Source organism: Pseudoalteromonas sp. SG45-1, from assembly GCF_014164135.1.
GTDB classification, from domain to species: domain Bacteria; phylum Pseudomonadota; class Gammaproteobacteria; order Enterobacterales; family Alteromonadaceae; genus Pseudoalteromonas; species Pseudoalteromonas distincta.
The window spans coordinates 1-20,739 of the sequence record NZ_JACJEP010000035.1 but is presented as its reverse complement, the minus strand read 5'-3'; the positions used below and the strand labels follow the sequence as shown (position 1 = coordinate 20,739).

General features: G+C 38.5%; 18 protein-coding genes. 6 read left to right on the top strand and 12 right to left on the bottom strand.

Annotated elements, in window-relative coordinates:
- Positions 1-24 precede the first annotated feature (24 nt).
- On the bottom strand, positions 25-1,317 hold the full coding sequence (locus H5117_RS18950; protein WP_024595429.1) for an anti-phage deoxyguanosine triphosphatase: 1,293 nt from the start codon (positions 1,315-1,317) through the stop codon (positions 25-27).
- 248 nt (positions 1,318-1,565) lie between these two features.
- Here H5117_RS18950 and H5117_RS18945 point away from each other — a divergent pair, with 248 nt between their 5' ends.
- Positions 1,566-2,372, top strand: coding sequence for a glucosaminidase domain-containing protein (locus tag H5117_RS18945; protein ID WP_182724616.1), 807 nt, complete (start codon positions 1,566-1,568; stop codon positions 2,370-2,372).
- Positions 2,365-3,033: a DUF2987 domain-containing protein gene (locus tag H5117_RS18940; protein WP_259395138.1), complete on the top strand. Its 669-nt coding sequence runs from the start codon at positions 2,365-2,367 to the stop codon at positions 3,031-3,033. The genes H5117_RS18945 and H5117_RS18940 overlap by 8 nt, the downstream gene beginning before the upstream one ends.
- A 72-nt stretch (positions 3,034-3,105) precedes the next feature.
- Here H5117_RS18940 and H5117_RS18935 read toward each other — a convergent pair whose 3' ends face one another.
- The 3 genes from H5117_RS18935 to H5117_RS18925 form a co-directional block, all read right to left on the bottom strand.
- The gene (locus tag H5117_RS18935; protein ID WP_182724615.1) at positions 3,106-4,110 is read right to left on the bottom strand and encodes a LacI family DNA-binding transcriptional regulator; all 1,005 of its coding nucleotides are present in this window, start codon (positions 4,108-4,110) and stop codon (positions 3,106-3,108) included.
- A gap of 62 nt (positions 4,111-4,172) precedes the next feature.
- Positions 4,173-5,495 carry a glycoside-pentoside-hexuronide (GPH):cation symporter gene (locus H5117_RS18930; RefSeq protein ID WP_182738889.1) on the bottom strand — a complete coding sequence of 441 codons (1,323 nt, stop codon included), beginning with the start codon at positions 5,493-5,495 and terminating at the stop codon, positions 4,173-4,175.
- Positions 5,496-5,541: 46 nt separating this feature from the next.
- Entirely contained in the window at positions 5,542-6,870 is a 1,329-nt protein-coding gene (locus tag H5117_RS18925; protein WP_182696454.1) for a GH1 family beta-glucosidase, read from the bottom strand.
- Between the two features lie 258 nt (positions 6,871-7,128).
- On the opposite strand from H5117_RS18925, the gene H5117_RS18920 reads away from it, so the two are divergent.
- Positions 7,129-8,403, top strand: a complete 1,275-nt coding sequence (locus H5117_RS18920; protein WP_182696455.1) for a sugar MFS transporter — start codon at positions 7,129-7,131, stop codon at positions 8,401-8,403.
- Positions 8,403-10,955, top strand: a complete 2,553-nt coding sequence (locus tag H5117_RS18915; protein WP_182738888.1) for an exo 1,3/1,4-beta-D-glucan glucohydrolase — start codon at positions 8,403-8,405, stop codon at positions 10,953-10,955. The genes H5117_RS18920 and H5117_RS18915 overlap by 1 nt, the downstream gene beginning before the upstream one ends.
- A 133-nt stretch (positions 10,956-11,088) precedes the next feature.
- Here H5117_RS18915 and H5117_RS18910 read toward each other — a convergent pair whose 3' ends face one another.
- Positions 11,089-12,252, bottom strand: coding sequence for a GGDEF domain-containing protein (locus H5117_RS18910; protein WP_182692543.1), 1,164 nt, complete (start codon positions 12,250-12,252; stop codon positions 11,089-11,091).
- A 155-nt stretch (positions 12,253-12,407) separates the two neighbouring features.
- Positions 12,408-13,298, bottom strand: a complete 891-nt coding sequence (locus tag H5117_RS18905) for a TIGR01777 family oxidoreductase (protein WP_182733739.1) — start codon at positions 13,296-13,298, stop codon at positions 12,408-12,410.
- A gap of 170 nt (positions 13,299-13,468) precedes the next feature.
- Between H5117_RS18905 and H5117_RS18900 the strand changes: the two genes are divergently transcribed.
- On the top strand, positions 13,469-14,506 hold the full coding sequence (locus H5117_RS18900; RefSeq protein ID WP_024595420.1) for an AI-2E family transporter: 1,038 nt from the start codon (positions 13,469-13,471) through the stop codon (positions 14,504-14,506).
- A gap of 69 nt (positions 14,507-14,575) precedes the next feature.
- Here H5117_RS18900 and H5117_RS18895 read toward each other — a convergent pair whose 3' ends face one another.
- The 6 genes from H5117_RS18895 to H5117_RS18870 form a co-directional block, all read right to left on the bottom strand.
- Positions 14,576-15,655 (bottom strand): FAD-dependent oxidoreductase, encoded by a 1,080-nt coding sequence (locus H5117_RS18895; RefSeq protein WP_182738887.1) that lies wholly within the window; start codon positions 15,653-15,655, stop codon positions 14,576-14,578.
- Between the two features lie 123 nt (positions 15,656-15,778).
- Positions 15,779-16,189, bottom strand: coding sequence for a hypothetical protein (locus H5117_RS18890; RefSeq protein WP_182738886.1), 411 nt, complete (start codon positions 16,187-16,189; stop codon positions 15,779-15,781).
- Positions 16,176-17,513: an ATP-binding protein gene (locus tag H5117_RS18885; RefSeq protein WP_002959804.1), complete on the bottom strand. Its 1,338-nt coding sequence runs from the start codon at positions 17,511-17,513 to the stop codon at positions 16,176-16,178. The genes H5117_RS18890 and H5117_RS18885 overlap by 14 nt, the downstream gene beginning before the upstream one ends.
- The gene (locus H5117_RS18880) at positions 17,507-18,181 is read right to left on the bottom strand and encodes a response regulator transcription factor (protein ID WP_002959806.1); all 675 of its coding nucleotides are present in this window, start codon (positions 18,179-18,181) and stop codon (positions 17,507-17,509) included. Before H5117_RS18880 ends, H5117_RS18885 begins: the two co-directional genes overlap by 7 nt.
- Before the next feature lie 2 nt (positions 18,182-18,183).
- On the bottom strand, positions 18,184-18,441 hold the full coding sequence (locus H5117_RS18875) for a PepSY domain-containing protein (protein WP_024594903.1): 258 nt from the start codon (positions 18,439-18,441) through the stop codon (positions 18,184-18,186).
- 160 nt (positions 18,442-18,601) lie between these two features.
- Positions 18,602-18,904, bottom strand: coding sequence for a YciI family protein (locus tag H5117_RS18870; RefSeq protein ID WP_182738885.1), 303 nt, complete (start codon positions 18,902-18,904; stop codon positions 18,602-18,604).
- Between the two features lie 189 nt (positions 18,905-19,093).
- Between H5117_RS18870 and H5117_RS18865 the strand changes: the two genes are divergently transcribed.
- Positions 19,094-20,518: a sodium-dependent transporter gene (locus H5117_RS18865; protein ID WP_024606454.1), complete on the top strand. Its 1,425-nt coding sequence runs from the start codon at positions 19,094-19,096 to the stop codon at positions 20,516-20,518.
- The last annotated feature ends 221 nt before the right edge of the window (positions 20,519-20,739 follow it).

Below are 20,739 nucleotides of genomic sequence, written 5' to 3'. Positions count from 1 at the left end.
TCAATGTTAGCAGTTAGCAGTTAGCTACTGCATAGGTGAAAATAATCGTTGGTATGTTTTATAGGCGTACTCGTCGGTCATTCCGCTTAAGTAATCGCAAATTATACGCATACCTTGGTTTTGTTTTTGTGCTTCTATGTATTGTGCTTGTGTTGTTTCGGGTAATAAACGCAGCGGATCGCTAGCAAACGCGGTAAATAATTCTATTAGTAAGTTTTGACCTTTGAACTCTATTTGCTGCATTTCGGGGTCACGTATTAAACGTTGAAACACAAAATGCTTAAGTATTTGCAATACACTGTCGTATTGGGCATCTAATTTAGCGGTGTACTTTAAAATAGGGCATTCAAAGTTATCGTTTTGAATATCCAAATGTATATGAATTATAAAGGTATTAACCAGCTCACCTATGGCATCTTTTCGCTCATAATCATTTTTTGAAAACAAGCGCTGGGTCAGCGATTCAAGCATGGCGTTTAGCCAGTCAAAGTTTAGTGCTTTTAAATGGGGCAGAGCATGGGTTTGCCAATCGTCTAATGTGAGTACGTGGGTTGCAATGGCATCTTCTAAGTCGTGTACCGCGTATGCTATATCGTCGGCATGCTCCATTATGGCGCTGTCGAGCGATTTATAAGTTGTTTTAGCGCGGTACTTATCAATAGCGGCATGGTTACCTAACAATGTTTTATCGTTTTGACTCAGTGGTTCTACTATCCAATTAAATATGGCTGCGTCGTCGTTGTATAACCCTTTGGCTGGTCGCCAATCATCCGCTTTTATAAATGCACGACCGGTTGTGGCATCGGGAATGGTATGCCAAAGCGTATTAATAAACGCGGGGTATTTTATAAAACCTAACAAAGTACGACGAGTTAGGTTCATACCGTGCCCATTACTGTAGGGCTCAAGTTTTGCAACTATGCGCAGTGTTTGTGCGTTACCTTCAAAACCACCGTGATCGCGCATCATGTAATTTAGCGCTATTTCGCCACCATGGCCAAAGGGTGGATGGCCAATATCGTGCGCTAAACACAGTGTTTCGAGCAGTCCAGTTGATGGAAAGTGCGTAAAGTCGCTATGTTGCGCTTTTAAATGGCGCAATATGCCGGTACCAATTTGCGATACTTCTAAAGAGTGGGTAAGGCGAGTGCGGTAAAAGTCGTTTAGGCCAATGCCCATAATTTGGGTTTTAGCTTGCAAACGCCTAAATGCTGCGGCATGAATAATACGCGAACGGTCGACCTGCCACGGCGAGCGGTTATCGTTAGGACGATGTTTATATTGCTCTATTATTCGGCTTTGCCATTGTTTATCCATACTGCTTACTCACACATAGTTAATATTATTAAACTTTGCTCAGTATACCCATGGACTTATAAATTGCGAATGAACAAATGCACTACATAGGCTCTGTTTTATCTAAAACCCAAATAAACTGCTGAAAATTCAACCGTAAAAGGTCATCAAACCCCAGTTATTCGCGTTTATAAAGTGGCTTAGGTATAATGCGCCTTCGTATGCTTGTGTATTAACCATGCATAGTTGTTGTTTCAAAGAGAGAATACATGTTAAAAACGATTTTTAAGCTTTTACTAACCGTGTTTTTTGTATGGGCGCTTGCATATCCGTTTATACAAAATGATGATGTTGAACTAGATGAACAAACGTCAGAACAACCAAAAAAAGTGAAGAAAAAAGAAAAACCATTACATAATGTAAAACTGCCAAAGTTTTCAGAATTTAGTGATGTTAAAGAAAAAAAACATGCATTTTTTAGCTTTATTCGTCCGCACGTTGAAGCCGAAAACAAAAAAATATTACAGCAACGCGCTAAGCTTGAAATAGCACGCATGATGCTTGAGGGTAACGAGCCACTGCAATCTAAACAAAGCAAAGATATTGCAGCAATATTAAAGTCGTACGGTTTACCAACCACCATTGATACGCTAATACTTACGCAAGCACTACGCCGTGTTGATATAATCCCTAAAGAATTAGCGCTTATGCAAGCTGCAAATGAATCGGCGTGGGGCACATCGCGTTTTGCACGTATTGGCCTTAACTTTTTTGGTCAGTGGTGTTACACAAAAGGTTGTGGCATGGTACCAAAACGCCGTAATACTGGAGCTGCACACGAAGTTGCTGCGTTTAAATCGGTAAGAGCTGCTATAAACTCTTATTTTAAAAACATAAATACGCATCCTGCTTATAAAGATTTGCGCGCAATACGTGAAAACTTACGTCTTGAGCAAAAACCAATTTTAGCGACTGAACTTACACATGGTTTAATGTCTTACTCTGAGCGCGGTGAAGCGTATATAGAAGAGCTAAACACGATGATTAGCCAAAATAGAGCCTACTTTGATGAATAAATACATTTTTAATTGCACCAACGCCATTGCGTTAGTGCTGCTGGGCATGAGTGCATTTAATGTTAATGCAAGAGAATTTGTTATGTCGTATGACGGTTTTTATGACCGATTAAAAGTTGTTAACAAAGGCGACTTCCAATATGCGCGAGTTAATTTTTATATAAGTGATATAGCAACTAATGAAGCGTGTGCCATTAAAAGCGGCACTATTTTAACTGAAAGAAACGAGTACCCACTTAACTTCACCGATAAAGCACAGCTATTATTACCGTTCGATAAGCAACTTGATACAGATAAAGCCGTCATTGTGGTGCAGCCACAAAATCCAGATCATGATTGCCAATTAAAACTTCAAATAGAAGCAAACGAACTTGAAGATTTAACATTTTCAAAGCAGTCGTTATATACCATTAACGAAGAACTTGATGAGCTGTTAACTGATTTATCGGGCTTTTTTGTAAGTAAATTAATGTGGTTTTTATTACCAGAGCAAAAGGGCGTAGCAGTTACATTTAAAAGCCCAATGCAATTTGATGATAAGAGCATAATGTGTGAAAAGTCAGTGTGTTATTTTGCAGTTAAAGATAGCTGGGAAGATGATAGCGCAGTGCTTGGCGATATATCGAACGTTATTAAAGTAACGCCTTGGATTGTTAAGTAGCTCACATACAAAAAGCGGCATTTAGCCGCTTTTTTTGTACCAAAATCAGTACTCTTTTTTAGTCTTTGGTTTTTATTTAATAAGTGGTGCTGATGAATCGCGCTGCATTAAAGTAGGTTCAAAAAAGCGATTTATAACGAGGTTTTTATTTTGATATACGTCTTTAAGCACTAATTTAGCTGCCATTTCGCCCATTTTCCCGACCGGATTATCTATGGTCGTGAGTGTAGGGTATAGGTAGTTTGCAAAAATAACGTTATCAAATCCAACAATCGATAAATCAATTGGTAAGTTATAACCGTGCTCTCGTGCATACTTCATGGCACCGGAGGCCATTTCGTCATTGGCGCATACCAGTGCAGTAAAGCTAAGTTTTTCATCAATAAAATGTTTTAAGCCTTTACTACCGCCGGTTTCGTTAAAGTCCCCAATGTAATAAAGCGCAGGATCAAATTTAATACCAGTCTCTGTGAGTGCTTGTTTATGACCCTCTAAGCGGTTAAAAGCATCGGCTTTAAACTGCGGACCTGCAATGTACGCTATTTGTGTATGGCCTTGATTTAATATCGATTTAGTGGCTAGGTAGCCACCTAATTGATTATCTAGGCTGATACAGTTGTCTTTTAATTGCTCTACGTAACGGCTCATTAAATAAACGGGCGTAGAGCCTTTACTTAGTTTTATTAGGTAGTCGTCTGAAACGGCTTCAACGTGCAAAATAATAGCATCGCAGCGTCTGCTAATTAAAAACTCAATGCCTTCTTGTTCTTTGTCTTCTTCACTGTGCCCGGTGGTAATAATAACGTGTTTACCCGCAGCACGAAGCTCCGACTCAATACCTGCCATCATTTGGGCAAAGAAAGGACCATGTAACTCAGACACTAAAATACCGACACTGTTAGTACAGTTAGAGGCTAAAGATTGCGCTATTGAGTTAGGCTTGTAGCCAAGCTGCTCCATGGCATCAAGCACTTTTTGTTTGGTTTTATCGCTTACACGGGTATTTTTGTTCATCACGCGAGAAACGGTGGCTAACGATACGCCCGCAAGCTCTGAGACTTGATAAATTGTTGCCATGTTATTTGTTCACTCGCTTATCCTTAACTACTTCGGCTAAATAATACCTTAGAGTATATATCTTAACTAGGTGTTAGTTTAGATTGAATATTTTCAACAACCTGATTAGTCAGTGTATATTTTTTCATTATGTAGGCAACAAATAAAGATCCAAAAGCAGGTAACACAGTAAATGAAAGTAAAATACCGTGTTGAGTATCAAGTGTTTGTACTACATCGGCCTGATAACTGTAAAAAGATAACAACCAGCCTGCAATTGCGCCGCCTACCGCCACGCCCATTTTAATAAAAAATATGACGCCTGAATAAACTAAACCCGTAATGCGTACACCTGTTTTTTCATGCCCGTAATCTATGGTGTCGGCCATTTTTGCCCACAACAAAGGGGTTGCCATATCTAAAAAGAATTTCCATAAAATAAAGGCAGTAAATGCGAGTACTAATTGATCTTTACTAATAAAGTAACTAAAACCACAAATAGCGGCGGCAATAACTTGTAAGCTTATATAGGCTTTTATTTTACAAAAGCGCTTTGCAAGCGGTTGAGCTAAAGCACACCCTAGCATGCTTGCTGCAACGCCTAGTGTCATAAATAAGGTGATTAAATCGTCTCGACCTAAATAGTATTTTACGTAGTAAACAGCAAGCGTAAGCCTTAATACTTGACCGGTAAGTAAAAAAAACGCAGCTAAGCAAAGTGTTCGCCATTGATCGTTTTTAATTAATGCTTTAACACTTTGGGCAAAAGGAATGTTTTGCTCTTTTGGCTGTTGTATACGCTCTTTTGTGCCTAAAAAACAAAGTAAAAAAAGTACAAAGCCTAAAATGCTCATTGCAGTCATGGTGTATTGATAGCCCTTAGCTGCATCGCCTTGGCCAAAGTACTCAACCATTGGCATAGTACAACCCGCTACTATTACGCCGCCTAACATACCAAATACAAACCGGTAAGACTGAATAGTCACGCGCTCTTTTACATCTGCAGTAAGTACACCGCCCAATGCACAATAAGGAATATTGATAGCGGTGTAAGCCACCATAAGTAGTGTGTAAGTAGTAAAGGCGTAAATTATTTTATCGGTGCCTTCTAAATCAGGCGTAGTAAACGCTAAAATACTAATAATGGCAAAAGGAAGCGAAAGCCAAAGTAGGTAGGGGCGAAAGTGCCCCCAGCGCGTATGTGTTTTGTCAGCAAGGTTGCCCATTAATGGGTCGGTTACAGCATCAAAAATACGTACTGCTAAAAACATAGTACCGACAACAGCGGGTGATAAACCCACTACGTCTGTGTAGTACAGCATTAAAAACATCATAACTGTTTGAAAAATAATATTACTGGCGGTGTCGCCTAAGCCATACGCTATTTTTTCTTTTACACTGACCATGATTATTTATCCCGCTTTATACTTGTTTTTAGTTATGGATATGCTCTTATCTTTTAGAGATGAGTTCTTTATAAGCTAAGCCACTTTTTTTAATAGTGCGTTGCTGGGTTTTATAATCTACATACACAATACCAAAACGTTTTAAATAGCCTTCAGCCCATTCAAAGTTATCCATTAGACTCCAAGCAAAGTAGCCATGTATAACAACACCTTGTTCAATTGCATTATGAACCGCGTTTAAATGAGTATTATAATAACTTAAACGGTCTAAGTCGTTAACTGCACCATTATTATACGTATCGGGCATTGCTGCACCATTTTCGGTTATATAAATAGGCGGTAAGGTGTATGTTTTATTAAGCGATACGAGCAGGTCGGTGAACGATTGCGGGTAAACTTCCCATCCCATATCAGTCAACGGACCTGTAGGTGCAATGGGTTCATAAATGTCAGTAGGATGCGCCTTATAAACTTGGCGGGTATAAAAGTTAATGCCTAAGTAATCAATTGGCTGAGAAATTAATTCCATATCACCTGGGTGTATTTCTGGTAAATGATCCTCAGGTAGTTGGTTAATTATATCAGGGTATTTACCGTCCATTATTGGTTTCATGTACCACTGATTTAAATAGTCATCAGCGTATTTTGCACTGTCTATGTCTTGTTGAGTATCTGTAAGCGGGTAGGCGGGTGTAAAGTTAAGCACAATGCCGTTTTGAGTATCAGGCGATGTTTTATTTAGCACGTTCATAGCCAGACCATGAGCGAGTAATAAGTGATGAGCTGCTTTTTTACCATACTGCTTGCCTACTAGACCTGGGGCATGTATGCCAATTTCGTAACCCAAAAATGCGCTGCAAAAGGGTTCGTTTAATGTAGCGTAAGAATACACTCGTGTTCCAAATGCGTTAGTAATTAGTTCTACGTACTGCTCAAATGCATAAGCTGTTTTTCTGTTAAGCCAGCCGCCTTCATCTTCAAGGTGTTGCGGTAAATCCCAGTGATACAAAGTAACAAAGGCTTTTATATTTTTTCGTTTTAGCTCATCTAAAATATCAGTATAAAACTTAACGCCTACAGGATTTAACTTTCCGTCTTGAGTCATAACGCGAGGCCATGAAATAGAAAGCCTGTAAGCATCAACACCTAGAGACTCTATTAAATCTATGTCTTGTTGCCAATTGTTGTAATGATCGCAGGCAATATGACCATGTGAATTATCAGCAATTTTACCTGCAGTACTACAAAAGGTATCCCAAATACACGGTAAGCGATGCTCATACCCGCCCTCTATCTGAAATGATGCTGTTGCTACACCATAAACAAAGTCTTTTGTTAATAGAGGTGAATTAAATGGTAATGATATTTTTGTCATTGGTTACAAACCTTTTTGAGAACTTAATTGCACGCTTAGCGCCTATTTTTACTGACTTTCAGCGGTTACAAAACATTATTAAAAATAAAAGTTGTTGAAATATGTAACATGTTCGTATTTAATTAGCCGTGAAAGCGCTTACATTTTTAGATTAATGTTAATTAATCTTCAGGTCAACTCTTTAATACTGCGCCTTAGCGGGGTTTGTATTAATTACTTACTGAAGATCAATTTATAATAATAAATTGCGGAGAGCACATGGCTAGTTCAGCACCACTGACATCACACACACAGTCGCAAAACCACCAAGATAAAAACTATGGTTTTGCACTTACATCTTTAACTTCACTATTTTTTATGTGGGGTTTTATTACCTGCTTAAATGATATTTTGATTCCGCATTTAAAAGCGGTTTTCGATTTAACTTATGTTCAAGCAATGCTTGTGCAGTTTTGCTTTTTTGGCGCTTACTTTTTAATGTCACTCCCTAGTGGATACATTGTTAAAAAGCTTGGTTATAAAAAAGGAATCGTGGTTGGGCTTTTAATTGCGGCAGTAGGGTGTATCTTATTTTACCCAGCAGCGTCTTTACATAGTTACTCTGTATTTTTATTCGCTTTATTTGTACTTGCCAGCGGCATAACGTTATTGCAAGTATCTGCTAATCCTTACGTAAGTTTGTTGGGCTCACCAAAAACTGCGTCATCTCGACTTACGCTTACCCAAGCTTTTAATGCATTAGGTACCACTGTTGCGCCATCATTTGGTGCTCTGTTAATTCTAGACTCAGCGTCAGAAGCCTTTTTAACACCGGCTCAAAATGCAGAGTCAGTTCAACTTCCTTACCTCCTTTTAGCTGCAATGCTTATTTTACTAGCCGGTATTTTTGCTTGGCTTAAATTACCAGACATTATGAGCGAGCAAAAAGCAGAAGCCGAAAAATCAGAGGCAATTGAAGGCAGTGCTTGGCAGTATCGCCATCTTGTATTAGGTGCTGTGGGTATATTTATGTATGTAGGCGCCGAGGTGGCAATTGGTAGCTTTTTAGTAAGCTTTTTAGCACAAGAAAATATAGCAGGGCTAAAAGAGAATGTTGCAGCTCATTACATCACTTATTATTTTGGTGGTGCTATGGTTGGGCGTTTTATTGGTGCTGCTGTAATGCAAAAACTACCCGCAGGTAAAGTACTTGGCTTTAACGCAACCATGGCTATTATTTTAGTCATTATTGCCATGAGCACGTCGGGTCAATTAGCAATGTGGTCAATACTATTGGTTGGTTTATTCAATTCGATTATGTTCCCAACTATTTTTAGTTTAGCGTTAAATGGACTTGGTAAGCATACCGCTCAAGGCTCTGGTATTTTGTGTTTGGCGATTGTAGGTGGTGCAATAGTGCCACTTTTACAAGGTGCGCTTGCTGATAGTGTGGGTGTTCAACTTTCGTATGTTTTACCTATTTTATGTTACATATTTATTGTTTTTTACGGCCTACGAGGCAGCAAACCAGTATTAGTGAAGGAGCCATCATAATGAAAACGACTTTTAAACTTAATGCATTAGCAATTGCAACGTTAGTAGGAAGTGTTACTGCACTAAGCGGATGTACTAACGAAAGCAATGTTGAAAAAGTAAATGTTGAAGCGCAATCAAAGCTTGAGAAAATTTGGCCAAAGCTTTCAATTGCAGTGAAAAAAGACCCTGCTATTGAAGCTCAAATTGTCACGTTTTTAGAAAATATGACGCTTGAGCAAAAAGTAGCGCAAATGATTCAACCAGAAATTCGTGATATTACCGTTGAAGACATGCGTAAATATGGTTTTGGCTCTTACCTTAATGGCGGTGGTGCTTTTCCTAATGGCGATAAGCATGCAACGCCAGAGGATTGGGTTGCACTTGCAGAAAAAATGTATCAAGCATCTATTGATAACTCAGTGGATGGCAGCAAAATTCCGACTATGTGGGGCACCGATGCAGTACATGGTCATAATAACGTAATTGGCGCGACACTTTTTCCACATAATATTGGTTTAGGCGCTGCTAATAACCCAGATTTAATAGAGCAAATAGCGTCTATTACCGCAGTAGAAGTAATGGCTACGGGGATAGATTGGGTATTTGCACCCACTGTAGCAGTAGTACGAGACGACCGTTGGGGCAGAACGTACGAAGGCTATTCTGAAGATCCAAAAATTGTTCACGATTACTCAGCAGCGATTGTAAATGGATTGCAAGGTAAAGCCGATGGCGACTTTTTAAGTGATAAGCGCGTTATTAGCACGGTTAAGCATTTTATTGGCGATGGCGGCACCGTTGATGGGGATGATCAGGGAAATAATATAGACAGCGAGCAATCGCTATTTGATATTCATGCTCAAGGTTACGTAGGTGGTTTGTCGGCGGGTAGTCAATCTGTTATGGCATCTTTTAATAGCTGGAATGGCGTTAAAAATCACGGCAATAAATACTTACTTACAGATGTATTAAAAACACGTATGGGTTTTGATGGTTTTGTAGTGGGTGATTGGAACGGCCATGGGCAAATTAAAGGCTGTACTAACGAAAGCTGCCCAGAAGCGGTAAATGCTGGCCTTGATATTTTTATGGTACCAACAGGTGCGTGGAAGCCGCTATATGAAAATACAATTGCACAAGTAAAAGCAGGTAAAATAAGTATGAGCCGCATTGATGATGCGGTTGCACGTATTTTACGCGTTAAGTTACGCGCTGGGTTATTTGATAAACCAAGTCCGGCTAAGCGTCTTTACTCGGGTAAAACAGAGCTTATTGGCGCGCAAGCTCATCGCGAAGTAGCACGTCAAGCTGTGCGCGAATCGCTTGTATTACTTAAAAATAAAAATAACCTATTACCTATCGCAGCTAATCAACGCGTACTTGTTGCAGGTGATGGTGCCAATAACATAGGCAAACAGTCGGGTGGTTGGAGTATTACGTGGCAAGGGACTAATAATAAAAATGCAGACTTCCCTGGAGCAACGTCAATTTACAAAGGGCTTGAAGAGCAAATATCTGCAGCAGGTGGAAGTGTTACTTTAAGTGCTGATGGTACGTTTGAACAACGTCCTGATGTTGCCATTGTTGTATTTGGTGAAGAACCTTACGCGGAAGGGCACGGCGATAAAGATAACCTTGAGTTTGAGCGCGGAAATAAAAAGTCATTAGCACTTTTAAGCTCGTTAAAAGAGCAAGGCATTCCTGTTGTATCTGTGTTTATTTCAGGTCGACCTATGTGGGTGAACAGCGAACTTAACGCATCTGATGCGTTTGTAGCTGCATGGTTACCTGGTACAGAAGGTGCGGGTATTGCTGATGTTTTATTAAAAGCGGCAGACGGCACCATCCAAAATAACTTTAAAGGTAAACTATCGTTTTCTTGGCCTAAATCGGCGGTACAAACTGCGGTTAATAAAGGCGATGAAAATTACGATCCATTACTTCCTTATGGTTTTGGTTTAACGTATGGCGATAAAAACGTGCTAGCTGACGACCTTGATGAAGACTCTAAACTTGATAACTCAGGGCTTACTAGTATGGATATACTTGTTGGTGCACCTGTAGCACCATGGCGCTTATTGTTAAAATCGGGCGATGAGCTTTTAGATGTATCGAGTAGTACGCATGAATTTGGTGCAATTAAATACCGTACTGAGGACAAAACAGTACAAGAAGACGCGCGCCAATTTAACTTCAGCGGTGCAGAAAAAGCCAGTGCTGAAATAGTAACGAGCTTTGCAGAAGATACCATTGCCTACGTTGAAGCAAACAGTGTGATTAGCTTTGATATTAAATTAAACGAAGCACTAACGAGCGATGTAGCCCTTGCTATGACTTGTTCTGGTGAGTGTGGTGCAAGCATTGATTTAGCAAACGTAGTTGATAAAACTATTGAAAATAAATGGCAGTCAGTATCAATCGATTTAGGTTGTTTTGCTGATAAGGGTGTTAATTTTGCAAGCCTAACAAGCCCATTTAGCTTACACAGCAATGGTAAAGCATCAATTTCTGTAGCTAATATTCAGTTTGTACCAAATAAAGCGGACGAAGCTACGCTGTCTTGTAAGTAGTTTATTAACTCTATTGTGTGTATACCAAAGCCCTTCTAATGAAGGGCTTTTTTATGGATAGATGTTAGCTAGATAAAATATGGTAGTTTAAATATAGTTGTTTTTAATGCGCTTATAAGTCACTTAAAAGCAATTAACTTTTCGTGAGTAAGTTTTTTTCATCAAAGGTTACTACTTTGTCTCGGCCAGTTTCTTTAGCTAAGTAAAGGCGTTTATCGGCATAAGCGAGCAGCTCTTTTATAGTTGCATTCCCATTAATTGCATTACTTACCCCAGCGCTTACGGAAAGTTTTATATGCTGATTTTCATGATAAAAAGCTTGAGTGCTTATATTCTTTCTTAATAGCTCAGCATCACTTTTTGCTGCACCAAGGGTGTAATCAGGTAGTAAAATGGCAAATTCTTCTCCGCCAATTCTGGCACTAATACCTACATTTAAAAATTGCTCTTTAATAAAGTGAGATATCCACTTAATTGCGTGGTCGCCCGCTTCGTGACCAAACTGATCGTTTACACGTTTAAAAAAATCAATATCGAGCAAAATAACAGACACATTTTTGTCTATATTCTTAGGATCACTTAGTGCTTCTTTACTTTTTGTAAAAAAGCCACGGCGATTAAGTAATTGGCTTAAAGTATCGGTGTTAGCAAGGCTTGAAAGTGTATGCTCTGTATTAGAAGCCAGCAGGTATGGCAATATTAGTGCGCTACAAGTGGCCAAAATTAAATGACTACTTAAGATAAGTTGCAGTGGCTCTATGTAGTTTGGCGAATTAATACTAAAAATAGATATTGCCAATAGTGTTGTTTGTATGAGCATTAAAATGCTGTGAATTGAAAAACAAACTATCAGCGCTTTTTTTTGCAAAGTGGCTACAAAGTTCATCTGCTTAATAATATATGCGGAATATAGGTATAAAACCGAAATAATTAAGCTTGTCAGCATTTGCCCTGCAGGGTCTGAATATATGGGTAATAAAGCAACCCCCGTTAATCCAAGGAGACAATAAAGAGGTTTTAAGTTTAGTGCCTTACTGTGCTTATATTTATTTAACCCAATAATAATTAATAATGGACTTAGTAATATAAAAATATCAGCCAAATAGTGTGTAATAAAAGGCGCGTCTATTACTAACTTTAAACAGGCAAGTAACTCGGCAAATGCAAAGGTAATGCATGCTAGGCCAAATAATAAAAATGATGTTTGTTTTTTAAAGTTATGTACGGATAAAAAAAACAAGCCTATTAATACGTTAAGAATAAAAGAGAGACTGATCACAGTAGGCAGGTGTAGCATTTAAGATTCTCTTTTATTAAAGATAGGCGTGGTTGGTGTGGAAAACTTGCTGATTATTATGTATTAATGTTTAAAGGTCAATATGGGTAAAAAGTAGTAATTTACCCATATATCTAATTTGAAAGGGATTTTAACTGAACGAATATTAACGCCCGCTAAACCAAGCTCTCTAAAGCCGATTTTATATCAGGATGATGAAAACGATAATTGTTAACGAGTGCCTTTTTAGGGATTACAAATTGCCCCGTTGTTAGTAAGTCTGACATTTCACCCATTAATAGTTTAAGTACTGGGGTTGGCATAGTGATAAATGCAGGTCGAGAGAGCGCCTCGCCTAAGCTTTTACTAAATTGAGCATTGCTTACAGGGTTGGGTGCTGTTGCGTTAACAGGGCCTGATATTTCTGGGTGTTTAATAATAAAGAGTATTAGCTGAATCATATCGTCGATGTGTATCCACGACATGCCTTGCTCGCCATTACCAATCGGGCCACCCAGGCATAATTTAAAAGCAGGTAACATTTTTCCAAGTGCACCTCCTTTTTTAGCTAAAACAATACCCGTTCGCAAAAGGCATACTCTGGTTTGTTCTGATTGGGCGAGTAGTGCTGCATTTTCCCAGTCTTTACAAAGCTGGTGGCTAAATTCATCGTGTGGGCGTTCAAAAGTTTCATCAATAGGATTACTATTTTGTCGACCATAAAAACCAATTGCACTGCCAGATATAAAAGTATGCGGGGGTATACTACAGGCTTTAATAGCTTCACTAATTTGCTGTGTAATATCAATACGACTGTTTCGTATTATTTGCTTTTGTTTGTCGCTCCAGCGTTTATTTACAATCGGCTCGCCAGCGAGATTAATAACGATATCAACAGTGTTAAAGTCAACATCACTAATGTCACTTACGGCTTTAACTTTGTGGCCTAATAATACGTTTGCTTTAGTTGGATTGCGGCTAAGTACAGTAACAGTATTATGATGAAGTAAAAAAGGGCATAAGTGCTTACCAATTAATCCGGTCGCGCCAGTTATAAATATATGCATTATTCATCCTTACAATAAAATAGAAGCAAGTGATTAAAAAACATACTCACTAGCAAACAGCTTTGCAAATTTATACGTAAAACAGGCTTTTATGATCACTTCGTAATTATTTCATTTAATTACCTTTTGCCTTACACTGGGACGATATAGTTAATAAAAGGATTAATAAATTGGCAAGTTTAACTGGAGTAAATAAAAGCTTAATAGTTTTTGCTTCCTTAGTAGTGGTCCTCGCTGGAATAAAAGCCGCGAGTGTAATTATTATTCCGTTTATTTTGGCGGCATTTATTGCCATTATTTGTAACCCGCTTATCAAGTTTTTTGCGCGCTACAAAATTCCTAAAGGCATTGCAGTTATGTTGGTCGTGCTGATTATAGTTGGCTTAGGGGTAAGCCTTGGCGGGCTTGTAGGGCAATCTATCAACGACTTTTCTCAGCAGCTTCCTGAGTATAAAACACAACTTAAAGAAGAGTTTGTGTGGCTGGTCGATTTAGCATCTCAATACAACATACTGATCAATAAAGATCAGTTAATTAATATGTTCGACCCTGGCAAAATGGTTGATGTGGCCACTAATATGCTCACTGGGTTAGGTGGCGTAATGGCAAACATGTTTTTAATTATTTTAACGGTTGTTTTTATGCTGTTTGAAGGGCCAATGCTGAGCAAGAAAATACATATGGCACTTGAAGACCCTGATAGTAAAATGAAGCAAATTGACCGCTTTTTAGAATCTATTAATTCATACTTGGCAATTAAAACGCTAGTAAGTTTAGGGACGGGTATTATTGCTGCGTTTTACTTATGGATTTTAGACGTTGACTACTTTGTGCTTTGGGGCGTGTTGGCATTTATGTTCAATTACATTCCAAATATAGGTTCAATTATTGCGGCTGTACCAGCTGTATTACTTGCCCTTATTACTCAAGGCCCATTAGTGGCAGGACTTGTTGCTGCAGGATATTTAACAATAAATACGGTAATGGGTAATATTGTAGAGCCTAAATTTTTGGGTAAAGGGCTGGGTCTTTCAACGTTAGTGGTGTTTTTATCATTAATATTTTGGGGCTGGTTATTAGGTACTGTGGGTATGCTTTTATCTGTACCATTAACAATGATTGTAAAAATAGCCCTAGAAGCCAGTGCAGAAGGCAAGTGGGTTGCCACTTTATTGGGCAGTGGTGAAGACGTTACTAAAAATAACTAACATTTATAACCATCAAGGGCTGTAAAATTAAAACCCTTGATGGTTAAGTTATCAATAAATACAGGGCTATTAATTAATAAACGATTTAATAGCGTCATCCACTGCGTATATTGCGCCTTCTAAATATCCTGCTTCTTGTTTTGCAAACTCACTCGCTACAAAATGAATATTGAGGTTACTTAATTGCTCTTCCAAGTTTGAAAAATCAAATTCTGGGTGCTGTGAAGGCTGAGTTTGATCGTCTTTATTAGCTACAAATTTATCCTCTGCCCAGTCTTTAATAAAGTATCCGGTTGCCTTTTCAGCATCCTTACCATAAAAGTAGCTGAGCTGTTGGGCACAGGCTTGAATTAATTGCTCTTGAGTTACTTGGTTTCGTGATAAGTAGGGCACACCTATAAAGCCAAATAATGCGGCGTAATTACTATCCTCAGCACTGGCATCGTGAATCTCGACCATAGGGCCTACGCGGCTAAAGCTTTGCCCAGATAAGTTTTTATCACGCCAAAATGCATGTTCAAAAGTAGCTATAAACTTGGCTTGTCCTGCCATCCATGTAGGTACGCTGCTAAGGCGGTTTATGAGTGTTGGAGTCGCCCATAGTTCAGGTGTTAAATGCGTTGTAACCATACGAGGAGGAATTGCTGAAATTAATTTGCCAGTAGTAAAGTGCTTTATATTGCCTAAGTGATTAACCGTAATTAGCCAGTTATTATCACCTTTTTTAAGCTCAGTGACATGATGTTCTAATAATATTGAATCAGGATTAAGCTGCTCATATAAGGCAGTTATTAAGGTATTCATGCTGTGTTTGAGTCTAAATAGTTGCATATCTCCAGCACCTGCAATTTGTTGAAGTTGTTTGAAGTTAGGTGCTTGATATAACACATCACCTTTATGGTATTGCTCAAATATACTTAAGTTGAGTGACTTTATTAGCGCTTGAATTTTTGGTTGGTGGGGAAATATCCACGTAGGACCCAAATCAAAACTAACATCGTTATTTATTGGTGATTGCGCGGCAAAAATTCGGCCACCTAATTGCGATTTAGCTTCTAATAATAAGTACTCAATATTAAGTAGTTGTAATTTATACGCACTGTATAAACCAGCAAGTCCGCCACCTATAATAATTACTGGTTTGGTCATCTGTTTATCCATTAGTTTTTAGCAATCTACTAGTAGGTAGTTTGTTTTGGTATGAATAAATTGTCAAGTAAGCTATAGGGAGTGAGTAAAGAAACGTAACTAGTTTAGTGTGCTTAAGTTACGTCAAAATGGGTGTTTTAGTGATTCTGTAAATTGATTTATAAGCTCAATTTCACACAGTTTATAGCTAATGGTTGCGGTTGTCGCATTAGGAAGTTTTATTAAGTAACGCCATTGGCAGGCGCTCTCAAGGTACTTTTCGTTATTTTTAATGCTGCGCATGAATAACGGCAGTACTTGCGTATTGCCTGTGCTTTCTTGTGATTGAGTTAGCTCATATTTACGCTTTTGTATCCAACTGCCTTGTGCTTGTTTTGCTTTATTAATTTGGCTATCTAGGCATTGAATATATCGCTTAGCTTCATCGGTTGTTGCTTTGGCGGCTAAAGTACATGTCTCATCTGCAAAGCTGTATTGGCTTGAAGCTAATAACACAATGGCAGTTAGTTGTAATAAATGGTTACTTTTTGTCATTGTAATTAAACTCTAAAATAAATTGAGCGCCGCCTAAGTTATCAGCTTCTGTAATGGTAAGTGTACCGCGATAGGACTTAACCAAGTCAGATACAATTGCCATCCCTACGCCGTGTCCACTTTCGTATGTATCCAGACGAGTACCCCGTGTAAGTAGAGATTCACGTTTGTCCTCTGGCACGCCAGGACCATCATCGCTAATTCCAATACACAAAGTTTTGCTTTGAATAACTTGTATTGCTACTTGTGAGCGACACGCTTTACAGGCGTTATCAATCAGGTTACCGAGTAATTCCATTAAATCTGTTTGGTCACCTAAAAAGTAATCTTTTTCGGTTACGGTGCAGGTAAAAATAATATCTTTATCACGGTACACTTTTGCCATAGCACTGAGTATTGAATCGAGTACTGGCTTAATAGGTGTTTGTTTTTTCCAGGTGTCTGATGCACCGGTTGCAGCACGCTTTAATTGGTGCTCGATCATCACATTAATTCGGTCGAGTTGTTCTTGTGCATCGGCATCGTTTGCCAATGGACTTGATTTAAGTACCGCAAGCGGTGTTTTAAGTGCATGAGCAAGGTCGCTTAATGAGGCTCTGTAGCGCTCTTTTTGGCGTTGTTGCGACTCAAGTAGCAAATTTAGGTCTGCTTTTATTGTTTGCAGTTCTACAGGGTAGAGGCCTTTAATTTCTTGAATATCACCCGATTCAATTGCTTTTATTTCTTTATCGAGTCTTTGGAGTGGGCGAGCGCTCCAAATAAAACCAATCGCCATCAGGCCTGCAATTGCAATGCCCATTATAAACATCCAATCTACAAGGGTTTGCTTGAAGCCATCCATTAAACGAAGTAGAGCGTCATTACGTTTAACTAATATAAAGCGAGCTTGTTCTGATTGATCTATGTTATTTAAAATTACAGTCAGGCTAAGTTGCCAGTACGCGGTGTTATTATACTCCACGCGCCTGAAATCGGCAGCACCGGCTTTGGTTTCTATTTGTTGAGGTACATAGTTTAAGTTTACAGCCGATTCTGAGTTCCAAACAGGATCATCATCTCGGTAAATCATTGCGTAGGTATCTGAATTTAATCTGTTTAACTCAGGCGCTAAAATAGTGCTGGGCATAATAATACCATGCTCAGTAAAGTCGACTTCAGATATTAGCGAGTAAAGCTGTGCTTCGAGAGTTTTTTCAGTCGCATCAACAAGTGAAGCGTAATACGCTTTGCCAATTGAATAAAATAAGATAGGGAGTGCGACTAATAAAACAAAGACAAGGATAAATCCTTGCCTTATTTTTAACGATATTTGCGGTATTACCACTGGCTTTTAAGCCTGTAACCACGCCCACGTAGTGTCTCTACTGGGTTTAGCACACCATCAGGGTCAAGCTTTTTACGCAAACGTAGTACAAATACTTCAATTACGTTTGAATCAAGATCGAAATCTTGGTCGTAAATATGCTCAGTCAGTTCTGATTTAGAAATTACTTTTTGCGGATTTACCATTAAGTATTCAAGTACTTTATACTCGTAAGCTGTCAGGCTAAGCTCTTTATCATCAACCCATACTTGTTGAGAACGTGTATGAATTTTAATTGGGCCCGCAGTCATTTCTGGATTTGCTTTACCAGCACTGCGACGAATTAATGCATTACAACGTGCAATAAGTTCTTCAACATGAAATGGTTTGGTAAGGTAGTCATCAGCACCTGCATCTAAACCTTCTACTTTATCCTGCCAGCGATCGCGCGCTGTTAAGATTAAAATAGGAATAGTAATGCCTTGTGCTCGTGCTTTATTAATTAGCTCAATACCGTCTATTTTAGGTAAACCTAAATCAACTACGGCCATATCAAGCGGGTATTCTGTAATGTGGAAAAGACCTGCTTCACCATCGTGGCATAAATCCACGCTGTAACGTTCTTTTTCTAAGGCATTACGTAGGTTATCTGCTAAATGTAAATCGTCTTCTATAACTAAAATTCGCATTTTTAATCCTTTTTCACTTCGCCGGTTTTTTTATTAATATGTAAATCAACGACGTGGCCGTCAGATTTGAGTATTCGTACGGTATAAAAATCTGTTTTTTCGGTAATTTTTAAGGTCTTACCGCCAATTGTTTTCTTTGCGAGTATTACGGCTTTCTTTTTGTCCACCTCAGCATGAGATGCTTGGGTGGCGGTTGCTGCTTGACTAAAGTTAGCTAAGCTAACACAAGCAATAAAACCGAGGCTTAATAATACGCGCATAATGGAAAACTCCTAGACCAGACTCACTTAGTTTAATTAACTAAGTTACTAAAATTCAAGTAAAAACGGTAAATTCGTTTTTATCCTGATAATTTTAATTAAAAACCTGTGAACAAACCCTGAATTACAGTGCAACGCACGCTCTAGGGTTTAATACTTTTTAAGCAGGAAATACCTTTTTAAAAGGTTTAACAATTGTATTTTCATAGATGCCAGCGGCAACGTAAGGGTCTGCTGCTGCCCACTCTCGAGCTGCTTCAATTGATTCAAATTCAGCAACCACTAATGAACCGGTAAAACCTGCTTCTTGAGGATCTTCACTATCGACTGCCGGTAATGGACCGGCGGTAAGTAGACGGTTTTGTGAATCAAGCTCACTAAGGCGTGCTAAATGTCCCGGGCGTGCTGCTTTTCTAAGCTCTAAGCTGTTTTCAACGTCTGTTGAGTGAATCATGTACAACATAAGGAATCTCATAAAAATTGTTAAATTTGATTAACGCAATACTACCACAGCGTTGAAAATTGGTGAATTAAAAGCGTATTTACACAGGTTTACACTTCGATTTTATTTTTAAGCTGTAATTGCTTGAAAATCTCTGTGTAACACTGGTAGAGTCGCTGAAATATACAAAATAATAAAAAGGTTTTATGCATGAGCGAAAATAGAGAACGATTTAGTTCCCGCCTTGGATTCATAATGGCAGCGGCCGGTTCAGCTGTTGGTATTGGTAATTTAGTTGGTTTTCCGGTTTCTGCTACTAAAAATGGTGGTGGCGCATTCTTATTAATTTACGCTTTATTTGTCATATTCATTTGTTTACCAGTCATGATGGCTGAAATGGCAATGGGTCGTAATGCTCAAAAAGATCCACTTGGTTCGTACAAACTATTATCTAATAACGATAAAAAATGGAAGTTAGCTGGTTTTTTTGCGGTGCTTACACCATTTATGATTGCTGTATTTTATATGGTGATTACGGTTTGGATCTTTGGTTATTTAACGCAAACAGGCCTCGGTAATTTAGATTTACTTGCAGATCCTGGCCACTTTGGTGTTTTTATTAATAGTTACACTGTGTTTGGTTATATGGCTGTTGTGGTTATTATGGTGAACTTAATTTTGTTAGGTGGTGTTAAACAAGGCATAGAAAAAGCCGCCAAATTTTTAATGCCCGCTTTATTAGTTATGCTACTAGCTCTAGTTACTTATGTATTAACGCTTGATAACGCAATGGCCGGTGTTAAATACTATATTATTCCTGATTTTTCTAAAATGAATGCAAGTGTCTTAAATGGCGCATTAAGCCAAGCGTTTTTCTCGCTATCTTTGGGCATGGGTATCTTAATGACTTACGCATCGTATATTTCTAAAAAGGATGACATTGTCAGTAGCGCTAAAATGGTTGCTATTACTGACTCACTCGTTGCGTTTGTAGCGGGGCTAATGGTGTTGCCAGCGATATTTAGCTTTGACCCAAATACAGACCCATCAGCACTTTCTGACTCGTCCGTATCAATGATTTTTGTATACCTACCTAAAATATTATTAGCACTGCAAAATGATATTGGCTATGTAGGTGCGTCTATTGTTGCGTTCTCATTCTTTTTATTGGTATTTTTTGCAGCGATTACTTCACTTGTTTCAATAGTGGAGGTACCGACAGCAACACTAAGCGACCGTAAAGGTATTAGCCGTAAAAAAGCACTGGGCATCCTTACACTTTCAACCGGTGTACTTACTATTTTATGTACAATGTCGTTTGGTATGATTGACAGCCTTACATCTTTCACCAGTTATGGCGGCGTTAGTAAGAGCTTTTTTGATATTATTGTTGATGTATTTTACGACACAATTTTACCGCTTAATGGCTTAATGGTGTGTTTGTTTGTAATGTACCGCTGGAAAAAAGCACGCTTAACACAAGAGCTAAGCTTAGGTTCGCCTAATTATGCGGGAAGCTTGATGGAAAAGTACGTTAACTTTTCACTTTCAACGTTTATTCCTGTCATTCTAGCTGTAATATTTATAAATACAGTGGCGACTAAGTTTTTTGATTTAAAAATATTTGGTTTTTAATAGGCCTCTTTAAAAGCTTATTGAATAATATAATGCCGCTCAGTTAAGCTTAGCGGCATTTTTTATAGGCGTTTTTTACAGGTATCTGGTCTAACTATTATACCAACCTGCATAAATCTTTGATCAATTTAACGAATTAAATTGCACTATAACGTCGTTAAAAATTTTTTATTTAGAACAACTAGATACAAAAATTTTTGCCTAGTTCTAGCGTAATTTTC

Bases quoted from the DNA above. Each gene is read 5' to 3' on its own strand.
- H5117_RS18950 (WP_024595429.1), bottom strand. From the start codon at position 1,317: ATGGATAAACAATGGCAAAGCCGAATAATAGAGCAATATAAACATCGT.
- H5117_RS18945 (WP_182724616.1), top strand. From the start codon at position 1,566: ATGTTAAAAACGATTTTTAAGCTTTTACTAACCGTGTTTTTTGTATGG.
- H5117_RS18940 (WP_259395138.1), top strand. From the start codon at position 2,365: ATGAATAAATACATTTTTAATTGCACCAACGCCATTGCGTTAGTGCTG.
- H5117_RS18935 (WP_182724615.1), bottom strand. From the start codon at position 4,110: ATGGCAACAATTTATCAAGTCTCAGAGCTTGCGGGCGTATCGTTAGCC.
- H5117_RS18930 (WP_182738889.1), bottom strand. From the start codon at position 5,495: ATGGTCAGTGTAAAAGAAAAAATAGCGTATGGCTTAGGCGACACCGCC.
- H5117_RS18925 (WP_182696454.1), bottom strand. From the start codon at position 6,870: ATGACAAAAATATCATTACCATTTAATTCACCTCTATTAACAAAAGAC.
- H5117_RS18920 (WP_182696455.1), top strand. From the start codon at position 7,129: ATGGCTAGTTCAGCACCACTGACATCACACACACAGTCGCAAAACCAC.
- H5117_RS18915 (WP_182738888.1), top strand. From the start codon at position 8,403: ATGAAAACGACTTTTAAACTTAATGCATTAGCAATTGCAACGTTAGTA.
- H5117_RS18910 (WP_182692543.1), bottom strand. From the start codon at position 12,252: ATGCTACACCTGCCTACTGTGATCAGTCTCTCTTTTATTCTTAACGTA.
- H5117_RS18905 (WP_182733739.1), bottom strand. From the start codon at position 13,298: ATGCATATATTTATAACTGGCGCGACCGGATTAATTGGTAAGCACTTA.
- H5117_RS18895 (WP_182738887.1), bottom strand. From the start codon at position 15,655: ATGACCAAACCAGTAATTATTATAGGTGGCGGACTTGCTGGTTTATAC.
- H5117_RS18890 (WP_182738886.1), bottom strand. From the start codon at position 16,189: ATGACAAAAAGTAACCATTTATTACAACTAACTGCCATTGTGTTATTA.
- H5117_RS18880 (WP_002959806.1), bottom strand. From the start codon at position 18,181: ATGCGAATTTTAGTTATAGAAGACGATTTACATTTAGCAGATAACCTA.
- H5117_RS18875 (WP_024594903.1), bottom strand. From the start codon at position 18,441: ATGCGCGTATTATTAAGCCTCGGTTTTATTGCTTGTGTTAGCTTAGCT.
- H5117_RS18870 (WP_182738885.1), bottom strand. From the start codon at position 18,904: ATGTTGTACATGATTCACTCAACAGACGTTGAAAACAGCTTAGAGCTT.
- H5117_RS18865 (WP_024606454.1), top strand. From the start codon at position 19,094: ATGAGCGAAAATAGAGAACGATTTAGTTCCCGCCTTGGATTCATAATG.